Source organism: Streptomyces sp. NPDC045968 (genome assembly GCF_056430475.1).
In genome coordinates this window covers 38,569-52,833 of sequence record NZ_JBWKLF010000016.1, presented here as the reverse complement: position 1 = coordinate 52,833, position 14,265 = coordinate 38,569, and the positions used below count along the sequence as shown (strand labels likewise).

Annotated in this window: 17 protein-coding genes; 6 read left to right on the top strand and 11 right to left on the bottom strand. The window is 71.6% G+C overall.

What is annotated here, in order from left to right:
- Window positions 1-85: 85 nt before the first annotated feature.
- From AC07FA_RS32395 to AC07FA_RS32385, 3 genes are read right to left on the bottom strand one after another with little or no spacing between them, the layout of a single operon-like run.
- On the bottom strand, window positions 86-991 hold the full coding sequence (locus AC07FA_RS32395; protein ID WP_479079913.1) for a hypothetical protein: 906 nt from the start codon (window positions 989-991) through the stop codon (window positions 86-88).
- On the bottom strand, window positions 988-1,809 hold the full coding sequence (locus AC07FA_RS32390; protein ID WP_479079912.1) for a hypothetical protein: 822 nt from the start codon (window positions 1,807-1,809) through the stop codon (window positions 988-990). The genes AC07FA_RS32395 and AC07FA_RS32390 overlap by 4 nt, the downstream gene beginning before the upstream one ends.
- Window positions 1,806-2,690: a hypothetical protein gene (locus AC07FA_RS32385; RefSeq protein ID WP_479079911.1), complete on the bottom strand. Its 885-nt coding sequence runs from the start codon at window positions 2,688-2,690 to the stop codon at window positions 1,806-1,808. Before AC07FA_RS32385 ends, AC07FA_RS32390 begins: the two co-directional genes overlap by 4 nt.
- Window positions 2,691-2,796: 106 nt before the next feature.
- Between AC07FA_RS32385 and AC07FA_RS32380 the strand changes: the two genes are divergently transcribed.
- On the top strand, window positions 2,797-3,159 hold the full coding sequence (locus tag AC07FA_RS32380) for a DsrE family protein (RefSeq protein WP_479079910.1): 363 nt from the start codon (window positions 2,797-2,799) through the stop codon (window positions 3,157-3,159).
- 23 nt (window positions 3,160-3,182) lie between these two features.
- On the opposite strand, the gene AC07FA_RS32375 is transcribed toward AC07FA_RS32380, so the two are convergent.
- From AC07FA_RS32375 to AC07FA_RS32340, 8 genes are all read right to left on the bottom strand, one after another.
- Entirely contained in the window at window positions 3,183-3,443 is a 261-nt protein-coding gene (locus AC07FA_RS32375) for a DUF3099 domain-containing protein (protein WP_479079909.1), read from the bottom strand.
- Between the two features lie 100 nt (window positions 3,444-3,543).
- Window positions 3,544-3,831, bottom strand: coding sequence for a DUF1416 domain-containing protein (locus AC07FA_RS32370; RefSeq protein ID WP_003968135.1), 288 nt, complete (start codon window positions 3,829-3,831; stop codon window positions 3,544-3,546).
- A 50-nt stretch (window positions 3,832-3,881) separates the two neighbouring features.
- Complete coding sequence (locus AC07FA_RS32365) at window positions 3,882-4,727, bottom strand: sulfurtransferase (RefSeq protein ID WP_479079908.1); 846 nt, start codon at window positions 4,725-4,727, stop codon at window positions 3,882-3,884.
- A gap of 147 nt (window positions 4,728-4,874) precedes the next feature.
- Window positions 4,875-4,955, bottom strand: coding sequence for a putative leader peptide (locus tag AC07FA_RS32360; RefSeq protein WP_350310325.1), 81 nt, complete (start codon window positions 4,953-4,955; stop codon window positions 4,875-4,877).
- 243 nt (window positions 4,956-5,198) lie between these two features.
- Complete coding sequence (locus AC07FA_RS32355) at window positions 5,199-5,888, bottom strand: LmeA family phospholipid-binding protein (RefSeq protein ID WP_479079907.1); 690 nt, start codon at window positions 5,886-5,888, stop codon at window positions 5,199-5,201.
- 179 nt (window positions 5,889-6,067) lie between these two features.
- Complete coding sequence (locus tag AC07FA_RS32350) at window positions 6,068-7,384, bottom strand: hypothetical protein (RefSeq protein ID WP_479079906.1); 1,317 nt, start codon at window positions 7,382-7,384, stop codon at window positions 6,068-6,070.
- A 10-nt stretch (window positions 7,385-7,394) separates the two neighbouring features.
- Window positions 7,395-7,649 (bottom strand): MoaD/ThiS family protein, encoded by a 255-nt coding sequence (locus tag AC07FA_RS32345; protein ID WP_383780905.1) that lies wholly within the window; start codon window positions 7,647-7,649, stop codon window positions 7,395-7,397.
- Between the two features lie 40 nt (window positions 7,650-7,689).
- Window positions 7,690-8,577, bottom strand: coding sequence for an alpha/beta hydrolase (locus AC07FA_RS32340; RefSeq protein ID WP_479079905.1), 888 nt, complete (start codon window positions 8,575-8,577; stop codon window positions 7,690-7,692).
- Window positions 8,578-8,877: 300 nt separating this feature from the next.
- On the opposite strand from AC07FA_RS32340, the gene AC07FA_RS32335 reads away from it, so the two are divergent.
- The 5 genes from AC07FA_RS32335 to AC07FA_RS32315 all read left to right on the top strand — a co-directional run bounded on the left by AC07FA_RS32335 (window position 8,878) and on the right by AC07FA_RS32315 (window position 14,236).
- On the top strand, window positions 8,878-9,684 hold the full coding sequence (locus tag AC07FA_RS32335) for a response regulator transcription factor (protein ID WP_479079904.1): 807 nt from the start codon (window positions 8,878-8,880) through the stop codon (window positions 9,682-9,684).
- A 24-nt stretch (window positions 9,685-9,708) separates the two neighbouring features.
- Window positions 9,709-10,752 (top strand): LacI family DNA-binding transcriptional regulator, encoded by a 1,044-nt coding sequence (locus tag AC07FA_RS32330; protein WP_479079903.1) that lies wholly within the window; start codon window positions 9,709-9,711, stop codon window positions 10,750-10,752.
- 99 nt (window positions 10,753-10,851) lie between these two features.
- A complete protein-coding gene (locus AC07FA_RS32325) occupies window positions 10,852-11,991 on the top strand; it encodes a S1C family serine protease (protein ID WP_479079902.1) in 1,140 nt (379 codons plus the stop codon).
- Window positions 11,992-12,074: 83 nt separating this feature from the next.
- Window positions 12,075-12,806: a response regulator transcription factor gene (locus AC07FA_RS32320; protein WP_479079901.1), complete on the top strand. Its 732-nt coding sequence runs from the start codon at window positions 12,075-12,077 to the stop codon at window positions 12,804-12,806.
- Window positions 12,803-14,236: a sensor histidine kinase gene (locus tag AC07FA_RS32315; protein ID WP_479079900.1), complete on the top strand. Its 1,434-nt coding sequence runs from the start codon at window positions 12,803-12,805 to the stop codon at window positions 14,234-14,236. The genes AC07FA_RS32320 and AC07FA_RS32315 overlap by 4 nt, the downstream gene beginning before the upstream one ends.
- Window positions 14,237-14,265 lie beyond the last annotated feature (29 nt).

The following is a 14,265-nucleotide window of genomic DNA, read 5'->3' as shown; positions in this document are numbered from 1 at the left end:
AGCTCCTCGGAACGAACGATATGGCCGCAGTACGGGGCCGGGCCCCAGCCTAATGGGTTGGGGCCCGGCCTTCTCGTTCAGGTCCTCAGCCGAGGAGCTGGTTCTGCAGGATCACCGACTGCTGGAACGGGATCCGCTCCGTGAGCGCCCTGCCGTCCCTGGAGTGCACGATCAGGGCGACGGTGTCCCCGGCGACGGTGTACGCCTGACGGACGTGCTCCTTGCCGAACGGCTTCTTCTCGCTGAACACGTACGACACGGTGTCGTGCACCCGCCCCGAGCTCTTCCAGCTCTCGTCGAAGTCGGTGTCCGGCGCCGCGGCGAGCGGCAGGCCCGCGGTCGCGCCCACGTAGAGCTCGTCGCGGAACGCCTCGGCGTACGCGGTCGAGTTGAACCGGAGCAGATAGATCCGGGACTCGGTGCCGTCCGGCATCGTCCAGCCGCGCGCCGCGATGTGCCGCAGGGCGGAGTCGCGGAGCGTCCGGGTGATTCCGGCGCGCTTCTCCGGCCGGTACTCGGACGCGTACCGCGCGGGTGTCACCCAGCCGCCGGTCAGCTCCTTGTCCGGCGTGGCTCCGGCCGGCACGGGCAGCAGAAGCTTCCGCAGGTCGGCGTGGTGGACCCCGGCGGCGTTGCCGTACGAGAGGGGCCTCGGCGCTCCGGACGGCAGGGCGGGGAGGGCCAGCTCGGGATAGTCCCAGCGGCCGTCGCCCTCGGTGGCGAGCCCGGGTACGTCGGTGCGCTCCATGGACGCGATGCCGTACGCCGTCCCGGTGCCGAGGCCCCCGCACACCAGCACGGCGGCGGTCCAGCGGGCGACGGCGCGCAGCACGCGGCGGGGCGGCCGGGCGGCTGTGGGCGGGGCGGGCCGGGCAGCCGCTTCGGCCGGGGACGCCGGCTGCTCGGTCGGCTCGGTCGGCTCGGTCGGCTCGGTCGGCTCGGTCGGCTCGGTCGGCTCGGTCGGCTCGGTCGGCTCGGTCGGCTCGGTCATATGTACTCCCCCGGGGACGCGATGTGGTCCAGCTGGTCCTTGAGCAGGTCCGCGACGGCGCTCGCGTCGAACGGCTCGCTGCCCGTCGCCGCGAGGAGCAGGAGCACCCCGCCGTCGTAGGCGACGCAGTGCATGCCGTCGAGGTCGCTCTCGGCGTCCTTGGGCATCCGGAAGCACGTGGCGTGCTTGTGGCCCTTGATCTTCGGACCGGCGCGGAAGACACCGACGGCGTCCATCAGCCCGGTCCGGAAGGTGTACATGTCGCGGACGGCCTTGCGGTCCTTCATCTTCACGATCTGCGTCTCCACGACGAGGTCGTCGGTGTCCACGACGTACGAGCGCCGCACGAGGCCCTCGATGTCGTACCGGTCGATCCGCTTCTCCAGTTCGCGGCGCTGCTTGCCCGCGAGACCCCGGCCCGACTCCTTCATCGCGGCCGCGGCCTTCCGGCCGCTCGTCTCGCTGTCGTTGCCGTCGGCGCCCATGTCGGGGCCGAGCCGGTAACCGGAGGGGACGGGCAGCAGCAGCTTGCTCAGCTCGGTGGTGGCGCGACCCCTGGGCGGATCGCCCGCCGGGTCCTTGGCGGGCTCACGGTCCGGCTTCTGCCAGACGGTGGTGGTGACGGTCCGGTCGGCGCCGTCCACGGTGGACTTCGTGTACGCGGCGGCTCCGCCGAGGGCGCCGAGCACCAGGACGAAGGGCAGGACCCCGAGAGCCACCCTGCGGGCCTTTCCGGGCCGTACGGGCATGGCCGCCGGGGCGGGCGCGACAGCAGGATCGGGTGTCACGGCCGGGACGGGTGTGGCGTCGTCGTTCACAGGCGCTCCAGCTGTCGCTCGGCCAGCGTGCGGATGTCCTTCTTGGCGATCGGCTTGGTGTCGTAGACGTCGATCTCCATCATCACGTCGCCCCGCTGGGCCACGGCACGGGCCCGGTGGAGCGGCAGATAACCCGGCTCGTTCTTGACCGGGTAGAGGTAGTAGCGGCCGTTGCCGCTCCCCCTGATGGCGTTCCCGGCGTTGCCCGCGCCGTTCTCGCTGCCGTCCATGTAGGACAGCTGGCCCTCGGCGTGGTCGACGGCCCCCAGCTCCGTACCGCTGCGGAACTGCACGAGCCGGATGTGGGCCTCGCGCTGACCGCGCTCCCAGCTCGCACCCGCGATCCGGCGCAGGTCCGTCGAGACGAGCTCTTCGTACATGTACGCCTCGTCCTCGAACTGCATGGCGTAGGCGTCCAGGCTCACCCAGCCGTCGCGGAGCGAGGCGTCGTCGAGCGCGTGCCAGCCCTTGGGCTCGGCGAGCAACAGCTTGCGCAGATCGCCGTCCGTCGCGACCTGGCGGTCCTGCGAGGCGGGCAGCGGGTCCGGGACCTGGTCCGCGGGCAGCGGCTTCGCCGGGTGGGCGAGGCCGGGCTGGGACAGTGCGGTCAGTGGCGTCGGCGGGCGCTCGGCCTGGATTCCGTATCCGACGGCCGTACCGCCCGCGACACCGAGCAGCGCGGCGGCGACGATCAGCAGCGTCGTGCGGCCTCGCGGGCGCCTGCGCGGCGGCGCGTCCGGGCCCGCGGCGGCTGCGGGAACCACCGGCGGCCCGGACGGCGGTACGGGCAGGGCTTCGGGCGGTACGGACGGCGCTTCGGGCGGCGCGGACGCGACCGCCTGCGCGGCCTGCCCGTCGGACATGGTGTCGTTCAGTTCCAAAAGGGGTCCCCCCACGAGACCTGAGGCGCAGATTCCGTTACCTGCGCACCCAACTGACCCTCAGGTACCGGGGGAGGTTGCACGGCCGCCCATTACAGTTCGGCATATGTCGAAGAAGCTCGTGATCAAGGTGACCGCCGGGGCCGACTCCCCCGAGCGCTGCTCGCAGGCGTTCACCGTGGCGGCCGTGGCCGTCGCCAGCGGTGTGGAGGTCTCGCTCTGGCTGACCGGCGAATCCGCCTGGTTCGCCCTGCCGGACCGCGCCGCCGAGTTCGATCTGCCGCACTCCGCTCCGCTGCCCGACCTCGTCGAGTCGGTCAGGGCGGGCGGCCTGATCACCCTGTGCACGCAGTGCGCCGCGCGGCGCGGCATCTCCGAGAAGGACGTCCTGGAAGGCGTACGGATCGCGGGCGCGCAGGTCTTCGTGCAGGAGATCATGGCGGACGGCGTGCAGGCCCTCGTCTACTGACACCGGCCGCCCCACCCCCGTCGCTACGGGCGGCGCTTCTTGCCGTCGAGCTCGTCCCACCACTCGTCGGACGTGCGGTCGCCGGAGGGGTCGTCCCACCAACGGTCCTCAGGGCCGCGCCGGTTGGCGACCATCGCCGCGACCGGCGGGATGACCATCGCGACGACGCACATCCCGACGGCGACCGGAATCGACCACAGGCGCACGAAGGCCCAGGCGGAGACGAAGAGGACGATGCATCCGCCCATCAGCAGGAAATAGGCCCGGCGGCGCCGTGCGTACATACCTCCAGCGTAGGTCCGGACGGCGCGAAGGGCCGCACCCCTGCTCAGGTGGCGTCCAACCCCCTGGGGTGCGGCCCTCCGGCCGGTCGTGCGCTACGCGTCACACAGCGATGGCGACCTCGGAGAGGCCTCCGGTCTGCGCGACGACCGTGCGGTCCGCGCTGCCGCCCGGGACGAGGGCGCGGAGCGTCCAGGTGCCCTCGGCCGCGTAGAAGCGGAACTGTCCGGTCGCCGAGGTCGGGACCTCGGCGGTGAACTCGCCGGTCGAGTCCAGCAGACGGACGTAGCCGGTGACGGGCTCGCCGTCACGGGTCACGCTGCCCTGGATGGTGGTCTCACCGGGCTTGATCGTCGAAGCGTCGGGGCCGCCGGCCTGTGCTCCACACATGGTGTTCTGTCCTTCTGGTCGGGTGACGTGCTGGTCGGTGGTCCGCGGACCTACTTGTTGGCGCCGAGCTCGATCGGCACGCCCACGAGGGAGCCGTACTCGGTCCACGAGCCGTCGTAGTTCTTGACGTTCTCCTGGCCGAGCAGCTCGTGCAGGACGAACCAGGTGAGCGCGGAACGCTCACCGATGCGGCAGTACGCGATGGTGTCCTTCGCCAGGTCGACCTGCTCGGCCTCGTAGAGGGCCTTGAGCTCGTCGTCCGACTTGAAGGTGCCGTCGTCGTTGGCGTTCTTCGACCACGGGATGTTGCGGGCGCTCGGCACGTGGCCGGGGCGCTGCGACTGCTCCTGCGGGAGGTGCGCCGGGGCGAGCAGCTTGCCGCTGAACTCGTCGGGCGACCGCACGTCGACGAGGTTCTGGCTGCCGATCGCCTTCACGACGTCGTCGCGGTAGGCGCGGATCGACTCGTCTTGCGGCTTGGCCTTGTACGTGGTGGCCGGGCGGGACGGGATCTGGTCGCCGTCGACGAGGTCGCGGGAGTCGAGCTCCCACTTCTTGCGGCCGCCGTCGAGGAGCTTGACGTCCTGGTGGCCGTAGAGCTTGAAGTACCAGTAGGCGTACGACGCGAACCAGTTGTTGTTGCCGCCGTAGAGCACCACGAGGGTGTCGTTGCCGATGCCCTTCTCGGACAGGAGCTTCTCGAAGCCGGCCTGGTCGATGAAGTCACGGCGTACCGGGTCCTGGAGGTCCTTGGTCCAGTCGATCCGGATCGCGTTCTTGATGTGGTTCTTCTCGTACGCCGAGGTGTCTTCGTCGACCTCGACGATGGCGACCTTCGGGTCGTCGATGTGGGCCTCGACCCAGTCGGCGTCTACCAGGACGTCTGCGCGGCTCATGTGTTTCTCCTCCGGGGCAGTGTGCGGCGGGGTGGTGCGATGTGCGGGGTGTACACGCGGATGCACCGGGGGGCGGTGCGTGTACGGAGGCACGGGGCGGGCCCTGACAACGGTCGAAGGGCCGGGGGAAACGGGAGGCGATCCCGCTCAGAAGGTGCGACAGAGCATGGCGGCGACGCGGCACAGGTCTACTGCCCGCCGCTTCGTGAGATCCGCCTGTCGCTTCATGGGTCCGATCGTAGGGACGTACGGGTGGAGATGTCACCGTCGTGTCGGATGATGAGACACGATCGTCCGCGATACGAGACGCCAACCAGGCCCCTCCCCGCCGCGAGCGGTCGCCGGGAGGTCCTCGCAGTACAGCCACCCGAGGGCCGGACGTGACTGTCTCAGTATGTGGATGAGCGGGCGTACGGGTGGGTCTGTGGCGATATGTCTACGAGGCGGTGTGCGAGGGCTGCGGCGCAGGCCCTAGCCGGCGAGTGCGACGTCCACGCCCGTCACCGAGATCTCCAGACCGCTCTCGGTGACCTCGATCTTCTGGAGCTCCAGACCGTTCGGCAGGCCGCCGATCTTGCGCTCGAAGTCCGTCTTCTGCCGGACCAGGCCCTCCAGGCCGGGGATGCCCTCGCCCGGAACCTCGTCCGCGTGCACCCGGACGGTGTCGCCGTCGACCAGCGTGACGGTGGAGAGCACACTGCGCGAGAGGGTCCGGCCGAGGACGCTGATCGAGCCGGTGACCTTCACCTTGCCGTTGCCGCCGTAGGCGACGGTGACGTCCTTGTCGGCCGCCTCGGTGAGGTCGTCGTACGAGACGACGGCCGTACCGGTGGCACGGGCGGCCGTCGCGCTGGTGTAGCCCGCGCCCAGGGCCACCTGGTGCAGGTGGGCCGTGATCTCACTGATCCGCAGCGTGCGGCCGGCGGCGTTCGCCTGGATGCCGGTCAGCTTGACGTCGACCTGGTCGAGCTGTGAACCGGCCACCTGGGTCAGGAACGGGAAGCCCTTGATCGAGACCTCCGTCGAGCCCGCCTCCGCACCGCTGAACCGCACCCGGTCCTCTGCCTCGGACTCGGCGAAATACACCGCGGCGCGATCGACGGCGACGAAGACCCCGCCCAGAACCACCGCGATGACCAGCAGTATCCGTAGTGCACGCATGCCTGTTCCTCCCCCACATGAGCGCTCGGACCCCCGGTGCGCGTGAGCCTACTGCTACCACGCAGTACGCCCGTGGTGATCGACGAACAGACCGCCCACCCGGTTCCCCCGGCCGCGGCGAACGGCCGGAAAGCGACGAAGGACATGCCGCCGCCGGGGGACTCGGGCGCAGGAGGGCGTCAGGCGATCGCGCGGCCGATCAGATAGACGGCGGGTGCCGCGGCGGTCAGCGGCAGAGCCACTCCGGCCGTCATGTGCACGAACCGCGACGGGTAGTCGTAGCTCGCCACGCGCAGCCCGATCAGCGCGCACCCACCGGCGGCGAGCCCGAGGAACGCCGCCTTGGAGCCGAAGTCGGTGAACCCGCCCGTCGCGACACCCGCACCGGCGGCCGCGAGCAGCGCCACGACGATCGAAGCGGCGCCCGGCAGCGGAAGCGCCCTGGCGAGCACGGCGGCGGCCACGGCGACACCCCCCACGGTCACCGCGTCGGGGATCGCCGCCAGATGTCCGGCCGCCAGGACGGCGAGCGCCGCCGACACGACGGTGGCCATCAGCCCGTACATCCGCTCGTCGGCGCCCGCGTGGCTGCGCAGTTGCACGACCAGGGTGAGCAGCACCCAGACGCCGAGCGCGCCGAGCAGCGCCGCCGCCGCGTTCTCACGGCCCGCGGCGAGCAGCGCGACGTCGGCGGCGAAGCCGCCCATGAACGCGAGCGCGATGCCCTGCCGGGCGGGCCACATGCCGTTGAGCCTGAACCATCCGGCAGCCGTCACCGCCTGGAGCAGGACGAGGGGCACGAGCAGGGCGTACGGCCCGATCGCCGCCCCGAGGGCGAGCAGCAGACCGAGGGCGGCGGTGATGGCGGCCGGCTGCGAACCGGGCGCGATGATCGGCGAACGTCCCTCGGCGCGGGCGCGCTGGGCATCGGTGACCCGGGTGTTGCCCACGGTGGTGGGCGAGCTGTAGCCGGCGGCCTCCGCCGCTGCGGCGGCGCCGTCCCGCACCGCGGCCGGTGCGGCCGGGGGAACCGGGGCGGCCGGTGCCTCGGGCGGCAGGGGGTACGCACCCGACGCGCCGGACGTTCCCGGCGGCGGTGTCTGTTCCTGGTACGCCTGCGACTGCTGCGGCTGGATGGTCGGCTGGTACTGGGTGTCCCAGGTCTGCCCCTGCCACGTCTGCGTCGCCCCCGGGTCGGGAACGCCGTGACCGGCGGCCGACGCGGGCTCCTGCGCCTGGTGCGCGGGCCAGGCGGACTGCGGGTCGTACGGGGCCGGGTCACCGTACGGCTGCTGGGGCTGCGCGGCGTACGGGCCGGGGTAGGACCCGTCCGCGTACGGATCGGCGTACGGCTGACCCGCGTACTCACCGGCGAACTCACCGGCGGGCGGCTGCTGTGACTGCTGTGACTGCGGCGGCTGCTGCTGCGCACCGGGATGCCCGTCCCCGTACGCGTACTGCTGACCGTACGGATACTGCTGATCGCTGCTGCTCATGGTCTGCGGTTCACCCTCCTGCGAACGGCGGGAGCACCTCAACCGTGCCGCCCTCGGCAAGCCGTACGGTCTCATGGCCACGGGTGCCCACGGGGTCACCGTCGATGAGGAACGAACACCTTTGCAGTACGCGGGTCAGCTCGCCCGGGTGCCGTTCGCGCACCGCGTCGAGCGCCTCGGCGAGCGTCGCCGCTGCGTATGGTTCCTCCGCGGTCCCCGCGGCGGCCTTGGCCGCGGCCCAGTAGCGGATCGTTCCCGCTGCCATGGCTCCACCCTTTCCTCGTGCGTCAGTTGTCCATCATCGGTCACGGCGCGGCCGCCCAGTCGGCGATGCGCGTGAGCAAGCTCTCGTCGGCCGCGTTCTCCGCGTGCCCCATGCCGCGCTCCAGCCACAGTTCGGCGCCGCCCCCGGCTGCCTCGGCCAGCATCCGCGGGTGGTCCAGCGGAAAGTACGGGTCCTGGTCGCCGTGCACGATCAGCAGCGGGGCCGGGGCGATCAGCGGGACGGCCGCGACCGGCGGGAGCGGCACCGGGTCCCAGTCCCTGCGGTCGATCCGGGTGCGGAAACCGTAGCGGCCGACGAACCGGCCCGCCGGGCGGGTGACGACCCAGTGCAGGCGGCGCATCGGAGCCGTACCCCGGTAGTACCAGCGCGCGGGGGCACTTACGGCGACCACCGCGTCCGTGTGAGCCGCGCCGCGCGCCCCTATGCGCCCCTTATGCGCCGCCACACCTCCGGCACCGGCGGACCGCTCCGTATACAGCGCGGCATGCCTCAGCACCACGGAACCGCCCATGGAGAACCCGACCGTAACGACCCGCTCATGCCCCAGTGAACGCGCCCACGCCACCGCCGCCGCCAGATCCTGGACCTCGCGGTCCCCCACGGTCGACACGCCGCCGGACCTCCCGTGCCCCCGGAACGAGAACGTGATCACGGCCGCACGCTGGGCGAACGTCCGCGCGGCGCGGCGCACGGCGGGCCGGTCGGCCGAGCCGGTGAAGCCGTGCGCGACGACGATCACCGTACCGGCGCCGCCGCCCCCGCGAGCGGCCCCGGCACCCGCCGTACACGGCTCGTACACCGCCTCGATACGGGTCCCGTCATCGGTGCGCAACGTGGTGCGCAGAGGAGCCCGCGTGATCAAGGGAACAGAAGAACTCGGAATCGGACCCTCGGCGACAGAACGCATGTGGGCTATTCTGCTTCGAAGAGGACTCGGGCAATGCAGCCCCCGGGTCCTTTTGTGCTTTCCACGCGTTGTTACGGAGACGTTTCAACAAGCTCAGCGGCCTCAGGGCGCGGGGCCGTACCAGTTAATCCCGTATGACGAGCGGTGAAAGCCACACGTCGTACGGCAGTACGAAGCAGTGCCGCACTACTCCCCCGGGTCCGACCCGGGAGTGCCCCTCTCGCAGGGAACGAGGAGGACTGACGTAATGGGCGAGCGAACCGTGCACGATCGACCGACGACCCAGGCAGGTGGGCGGCGATGAGTTCACTGCTGCTTCTGACCAATGCGCTTCAACCGTCGACGGAGGTGCTTCCCGCCCTCGGTCTGCTGCTGCACAGCGTGCGGGTCGCCCCCGCCGAAGGGCCCGCTCTCGTCGACACCCCGGGTGCCGACGTCATTCTGATCGACGGCCGCCGCGACCTTCCGCAGGTGCGTTCGCTCTGTCAGCTGCTGCGGTCCACCGGGCCCGGCTGTCCGCTGATACTCGTCGTCACGGAGGGCGGTCTCGCGGCCGTCACCGCCGACTGGGGCATCGACGACGTGCTGCTGGACACCGCGGGCCCGGCCGAGGTCGAGGCACGGCTGCGGCTGGCCACCGGACGTCAGCAGATCGTCTCCGACGACTCCCCGATGGAAATCCGTAATGGTGATCTTTCGGTGGACGAGGCGACGTACAGCGCGAAACTCAAGGGCCGGGTCCTCGATCTGACCTTCAAGGAATTCGAACTGCTCAAGTACCTCGCGCAGCACCCGGGCCGGGTTTTCACCCGCGCCCAACTGCTCCAGGAGGTCTGGGGATACGACTACTTCGGCGGCACACGGACGGTCGACGTCCATGTCCGGCGGCTGCGCGCCAAGCTCGGCCCGGAGCACGAGTCGCTGATCGGTACGGTCCGCAACGTCGGCTACCGCTTCGTCGCACCGGAGAAGGTGGAGCGTGCCGCGGCCGAGGAGGCCAAGGCTCAGGCGGCGACGAGGACCACCGCCGAACCCGTCACCCGTTCGGAGCAGTCGCAAAAGTCCGAGGTCACGGAAGAAGCCCCGGTCCGGCCTGCCGCCAGGTAGGTCGATCCGCGTAGACTGCCGCGCGTGGCCAAGGTGACGCGGGACGATGTGGCGAGACTGGCGGGGACGTCGACCGCGGTCGTCAGTTACGTCATCAACAACGGACCCAGGCCGGTCGCCCCGGCCACGCGCGAGCGGGTGCTCGCCGCGATCAAGGAGCTGGGCTACCGGCCCGACCGGGTCGCCCAGGCGATGGCGTCGCGGCGGACCGACCTCATAGGCATGATCGTGCCGGACGCCCGCCAGCCGTTCTTCGCGGAGATGGCGCACGCGGTCGAACAAGCCGCTTCCGAACGAGGGAAGATGGTCCTCGTCGGCAACTCCGACTACCGGGACGAGCGCGAGGTCCACTACCTGCGGGCGTTCCTCGGCATGCGGGTCTCCGGGCTGATCCTCGTCAGCCAGGGACCCAGCGAGCGGGCCGCGGCCGAGATCGAGGCGTGGGACGCCCGCGTCGTGCTGCTGCACGAGCGCCCCGAGGCGATCGACGACGTCGCGGTCGTCACCGACGACGTCGGCGGCGCCCAGCTCGCCACCCGTCATCTGCTGGAACACGGCTACGCGTACGTGGCGTGCCTCGGCGGCACCGAGGAGACCCCGTCGGTCGGCGACCCGGTCGCGGACCACGTCGAGGGCTGGCGCCGGGCGATGCACGAGTCCGGGCGGTCCACGGAGGGCCGGCTCTTCCAGGCCCCGTACAACCGTTACGACGCCTACCAGGCGGCCCTGCGGCTGCTGGCGGGACCCGACCGGCCCCCGGCGATCTTCTGCTCCACGGACGACCAGGCCATCGGTGTGCTGCGGGCGGCCCGCGAACTGCGTATCGACGTGCCGGGTGAGCTCGCGGTGGCGGGCTTCGACGACGTGAAGGAAGCCGCGCTCACCGACCCGCCGCTGACGACGATCTCCTCGGACCGTCCGGCGATGGCGCGGGCGGCCGTGGACCTGGTCCTCGACGACTCGCTGCGGGTGGCGGGCTCGCGCCGCGAACGGCTGAAGCAGTTCCCGTCGCGTCTGGTGGTCCGGCAGTCGTGCGGGTGCGGCGAGCCGGCGGCCCAGACTCCGTAGCCCGCGCCGCCCCGGCTTTACATGGGGCATACAGGGTTCTGCCGGGCTTCTCAGGACGCCCTCAGCCTGCTCTCATGTTCGCCGGACACGCTCGGGTACATGACTGAGAGCCACCGCCCGAGCGGCGAGTACCCGGAGTATCCGACGTATCCCTCGTACGGCAACGGCGCGTACGGCAACGGCGAAGCGGCCTACCCGCCGCCGCCCCCGTACGAGCCCGCGCAGCCGATCGCCGCGGGTCCCGGCACCACGGTGTGGCCCGGCGGCGGTGGCGACGCCGGTGGTCCCGGTGGCTATCCGCCGCCGCTGTCCCCGTCCGGGCCGCCGAGGCCCTCGCGCCGCGCCAGGCGCCCGGTCGCGCTGCTGGCGGCCGTGGCGATCGCGGCGTCCGTGGTCGGCGGAGGCACCGCGATGCTCGTGGGACAGCTCACCGACGGCGGTTCCGGCGGCTCCGGCTCCGGTGGCGCCGTCCAGGGCACGACCGTCTCGCGGAGCAGCGTCGGCACCGTCTCCGGTGTCGCGGCGGCCGTGTCGCCCGCGATCGTCGAGATCGGCGCGACGTCCACGGCGGGCCAGTCCACCGGCTCCGGTGTGGTCATCACGTCCGACGGCGAGATCGTCACCAACAACCACGTCGTCTCCGGCGCCTCCGAGATCGAGGTCACGCTCAGCACCGGCAAGAAGTACACCGCCGATGTCGTCGGCACCGACCCCGACAAGGACCTCGCGCTCATCAAACTCCAGGGGGCGAGCGGGCTGAAGACGGCCGCGCTCGGCGACTCCTCCGAGGTGAAGGTCGGCGACCAGGTCGTGGCGATCGGCTCCCCCGAGGGCCTGACCGGCACCGTCACCAGCGGCATCGTCTCGGCGCTCGACCGCGACGTCACGGTCGCCAAGTCCTCCGAGGACTCGGCGGGCTCGGGCCAGGGACAGCGGCAACAGGGCGGCAGCGACTGGCCGTTCGAGTTCGGCGGCCAGCAGTTCAACGGCGACACGGGTACGTCGAAGACCACGTACAAGGCGATCCAGACCGACGCCTCGCTCAACCCCGGCAACTCCGGCGGTGCGCTGATCAACATGGACGGCGAGATCATCGGCATCAACTCCGCGATGTACTCGCCCAGTTCGGCCAGTGCCTCCGGCGCCTCAGCAGCGGGCAGCGTGGGCCTCGGCTTCGCCATCCCGGTCGACACGGTCAAGGCCGACCTGGACACGCTGCGCGCGGGCAACGACTCCTGACCGCGGCACCCCACGTCGGCAGGCCGGCCGTGCGAGGCTGACGGCACCCCGATGAGGCCGGAACGAGAAGAGGACGACCAGCGATGAGCCCCGCCGAAGACGATCCGCAGCGCATCCTGATCGTCGACGACGAACCCGCCGTGCGCGAGGCCCTGCAACGCAGTCTCGCGTTCGAGGGGTACGGCACCGAGGTCGCCGTCGACGGGTACGACGCCCTCGCCAAGGCGGAGACGTACGCCCCCGACCTGATCGTCCTGGACATCCAGATGCCCCGCATGGACGGCCTCACCGCCGCCCGCCGCATCCGGTCCACCGGCACCACCACGCCCATCCTCATGCTCACCGCCCGCGACACCGTCGGGGACCGGGTCACCGGCCTCGACGCGGGCGCCGACGACTACCTGGTCAAGCCCTTCGAACTGGACGAGCTCTTCGCCCGCATCCGTGCCCTGCTGCGCCGCAGCTCGTACGCGGCCGCGGCGGGCGGCGACGTCCCCGACAACGACGTGCTGTCCTTCGCCGACCTGCGGATGGACCTGACCACCCGCGAGGTCACCCGCGGCACCCGCCGGGTCGAGCTGACCCGCACCGAATTCACGCTCCTGGAGATGTTCCTCGCGCACCCGCGGCAGGTGCTGACCCGCGAGCAGATCCTGAAGGCGGTCTGGGGCTTCGACTTCGAACCGAGCTCCAACTCGCTGGACGTGTACGTGATGTACCTGCGCCGCAAGACGGAGGCGGGCGGTGAACCCCGCCTCGTCCACACGGTCCGGGGCGTGGGGTACGCGTTGCGGCCGGGGGGTGGGGAGGGGTGACGGGTCTCGTACGCCGCTTCCGCGGCCTCCCGCTCCGCTCCCGTCTCGCCCTGCTGGTCGCCACGGCGGTGGCGGTGGCGGTGGCGGCTGTCGCGGCCGCCTGCTGGTTCGTGACGAAGGCGCAGCTGGAACAGCAGCTGAACGACTCGCTGCGCAGCTCCAAGGTCGACGAGACGTATCTGACCGACCTCTACGCGTACTGCAAGGGCGCCACCCTGCTTCCGCCCCGGCCGTTCGCCGGGGCGTACACCGTGCAGCTCGTCGACTCCCAGGGCACCGTGTGCATCGCCCCCGACAAGGCGTCGCAACTCCCGGTCAGCGAGTCCGACATCGCGGTGGCCAAGGGGGAGCGGCGCTATGCCCTGCACTCGTCGACCGCGGTGAACGGCACGCAGATGCGCGTGTACACCTACGAGCTGCAGCCCTCGCGGCCCGGCGCGCGGACCGGCCAGATCGCCGTCTCGATCGCCCGCCCGATGAGCGAGATCGACGAACCGCTCTCCACCCTGGCCTGGGTCCTCCTGCTCGTCTCCGGCATCGGCGTGGTCGGCGCGGGCGCCGCCGGCCTCTGGGTCGCCCGCTCTGGTCTGCGGCCCGTCGACGAACTCACCGAGGCCGTCGAACACGTCGCCCGCACCGAGGACCTCACCGTCCGCATCCCGGTCGAGGGCGAGGACGAGATCGCGCGCCTCTCCCGGTCCTTCAACTCCATGACCGCCTCGCTGGCCACCTCGCGCGACCGTCAGTCCCAGCTCATCGCGGACGCCGGGCACGAGCTGCGCACCCCGCTGACCTCGCTGCGCACCAACATCGAACTGCTCGCCCGCAGCGACGAGACCGGCCGGGCCATTCCGCCCGACGACCGCAGGGCTCTGATGACCTCGGTCAAGGCCCAGATGACCGAGCTGGCCTCCCTCATCGGCGACCTCCAGGAACTGGCCCGCCCCGACGCCGCCCAGCCCGGCCCCCTCCAGGTGGTCGCGCTGCACGACATCACCCGTACCGCCCTGCGACGGGCCCGGCTGCGCGGGCCCGAGCTGACGATCACGGAGGAGCTGGCCCCCTGGTACGTACGGGCGGAACCGGCGGCGCTGGAGCGGGCGGTCGTCAACGTCCTGGACAACGCGGTGAAGTTCAGCCCGCCGGGCGGCACGGTCGACGTCACGCTGCACCGGGGCGAGCTGACCGTCCGGGACCACGGCCCCGGCATCCCCGCCGAGGAACTCCCCCACGTCTTCGAACGCTTCTGGCGCTCCCCGTCGGCCCGCCAGCTCCCCGGCTCGGGCCTCGGCCTCTCCATCGTGGCGCGCACGGTCCAGCAGGCGGGCGGCGAGATCACGCTGCGCCCGGCGGCCGGCGACGAGGGCACGGAGGCGTCGATCCGGCTGCCGGGAGCGCCGCAGCCGCCGCCGGAGGCACCGCAGGTCTGACGCCCGCCCTGGTGCGGCCGTGGGCTCAC

Coding starts and splice junctions, on each gene's coding strand:
- AC07FA_RS32395 (WP_479079913.1), bottom strand. CDS start 991: ATGACCGAGCCGACCGAGCCGACCGAGCCGACCGAGCCGACCGAGCCG.
- AC07FA_RS32380 (WP_479079910.1), top strand. CDS start 2,797: ATGTCGAAGAAGCTCGTGATCAAGGTGACCGCCGGGGCCGACTCCCCC.
- AC07FA_RS32375 (WP_479079909.1), bottom strand. CDS start 3,443: ATGTACGCACGGCGCCGCCGGGCCTATTTCCTGCTGATGGGCGGATGC.
- AC07FA_RS32370 (WP_003968135.1), bottom strand. CDS start 3,831: ATGTGTGGAGCACAGGCCGGCGGCCCCGACGCTTCGACGATCAAGCCC.
- AC07FA_RS32365 (WP_479079908.1), bottom strand. CDS start 4,727: ATGAGCCGCGCAGACGTCCTGGTAGACGCCGACTGGGTCGAGGCCCAC.
- AC07FA_RS32360 (WP_350310325.1), bottom strand. CDS start 4,955: ATGAAGCGACAGGCGGATCTCACGAAGCGGCGGGCAGTAGACCTGTGC.
- AC07FA_RS32355 (WP_479079907.1), bottom strand. CDS start 5,888: ATGCGTGCACTACGGATACTGCTGGTCATCGCGGTGGTTCTGGGCGGG.
- AC07FA_RS32350 (WP_479079906.1), bottom strand. CDS start 7,384: ATGAGCAGCAGCGATCAGCAGTATCCGTACGGTCAGCAGTACGCGTAC.
- AC07FA_RS32345 (WP_383780905.1), bottom strand. CDS start 7,649: ATGGCAGCGGGAACGATCCGCTACTGGGCCGCGGCCAAGGCCGCCGCG.
- AC07FA_RS32340 (WP_479079905.1), bottom strand. CDS start 8,577: ATGCGTTCTGTCGCCGAGGGTCCGATTCCGAGTTCTTCTGTTCCCTTG.
- AC07FA_RS32335 (WP_479079904.1), top strand. CDS start 8,878: ATGAGTTCACTGCTGCTTCTGACCAATGCGCTTCAACCGTCGACGGAG.
- AC07FA_RS32325 (WP_479079902.1), top strand. CDS start 10,852: ATGACTGAGAGCCACCGCCCGAGCGGCGAGTACCCGGAGTATCCGACG.
- AC07FA_RS32320 (WP_479079901.1), top strand. CDS start 12,075: ATGAGCCCCGCCGAAGACGATCCGCAGCGCATCCTGATCGTCGACGAC.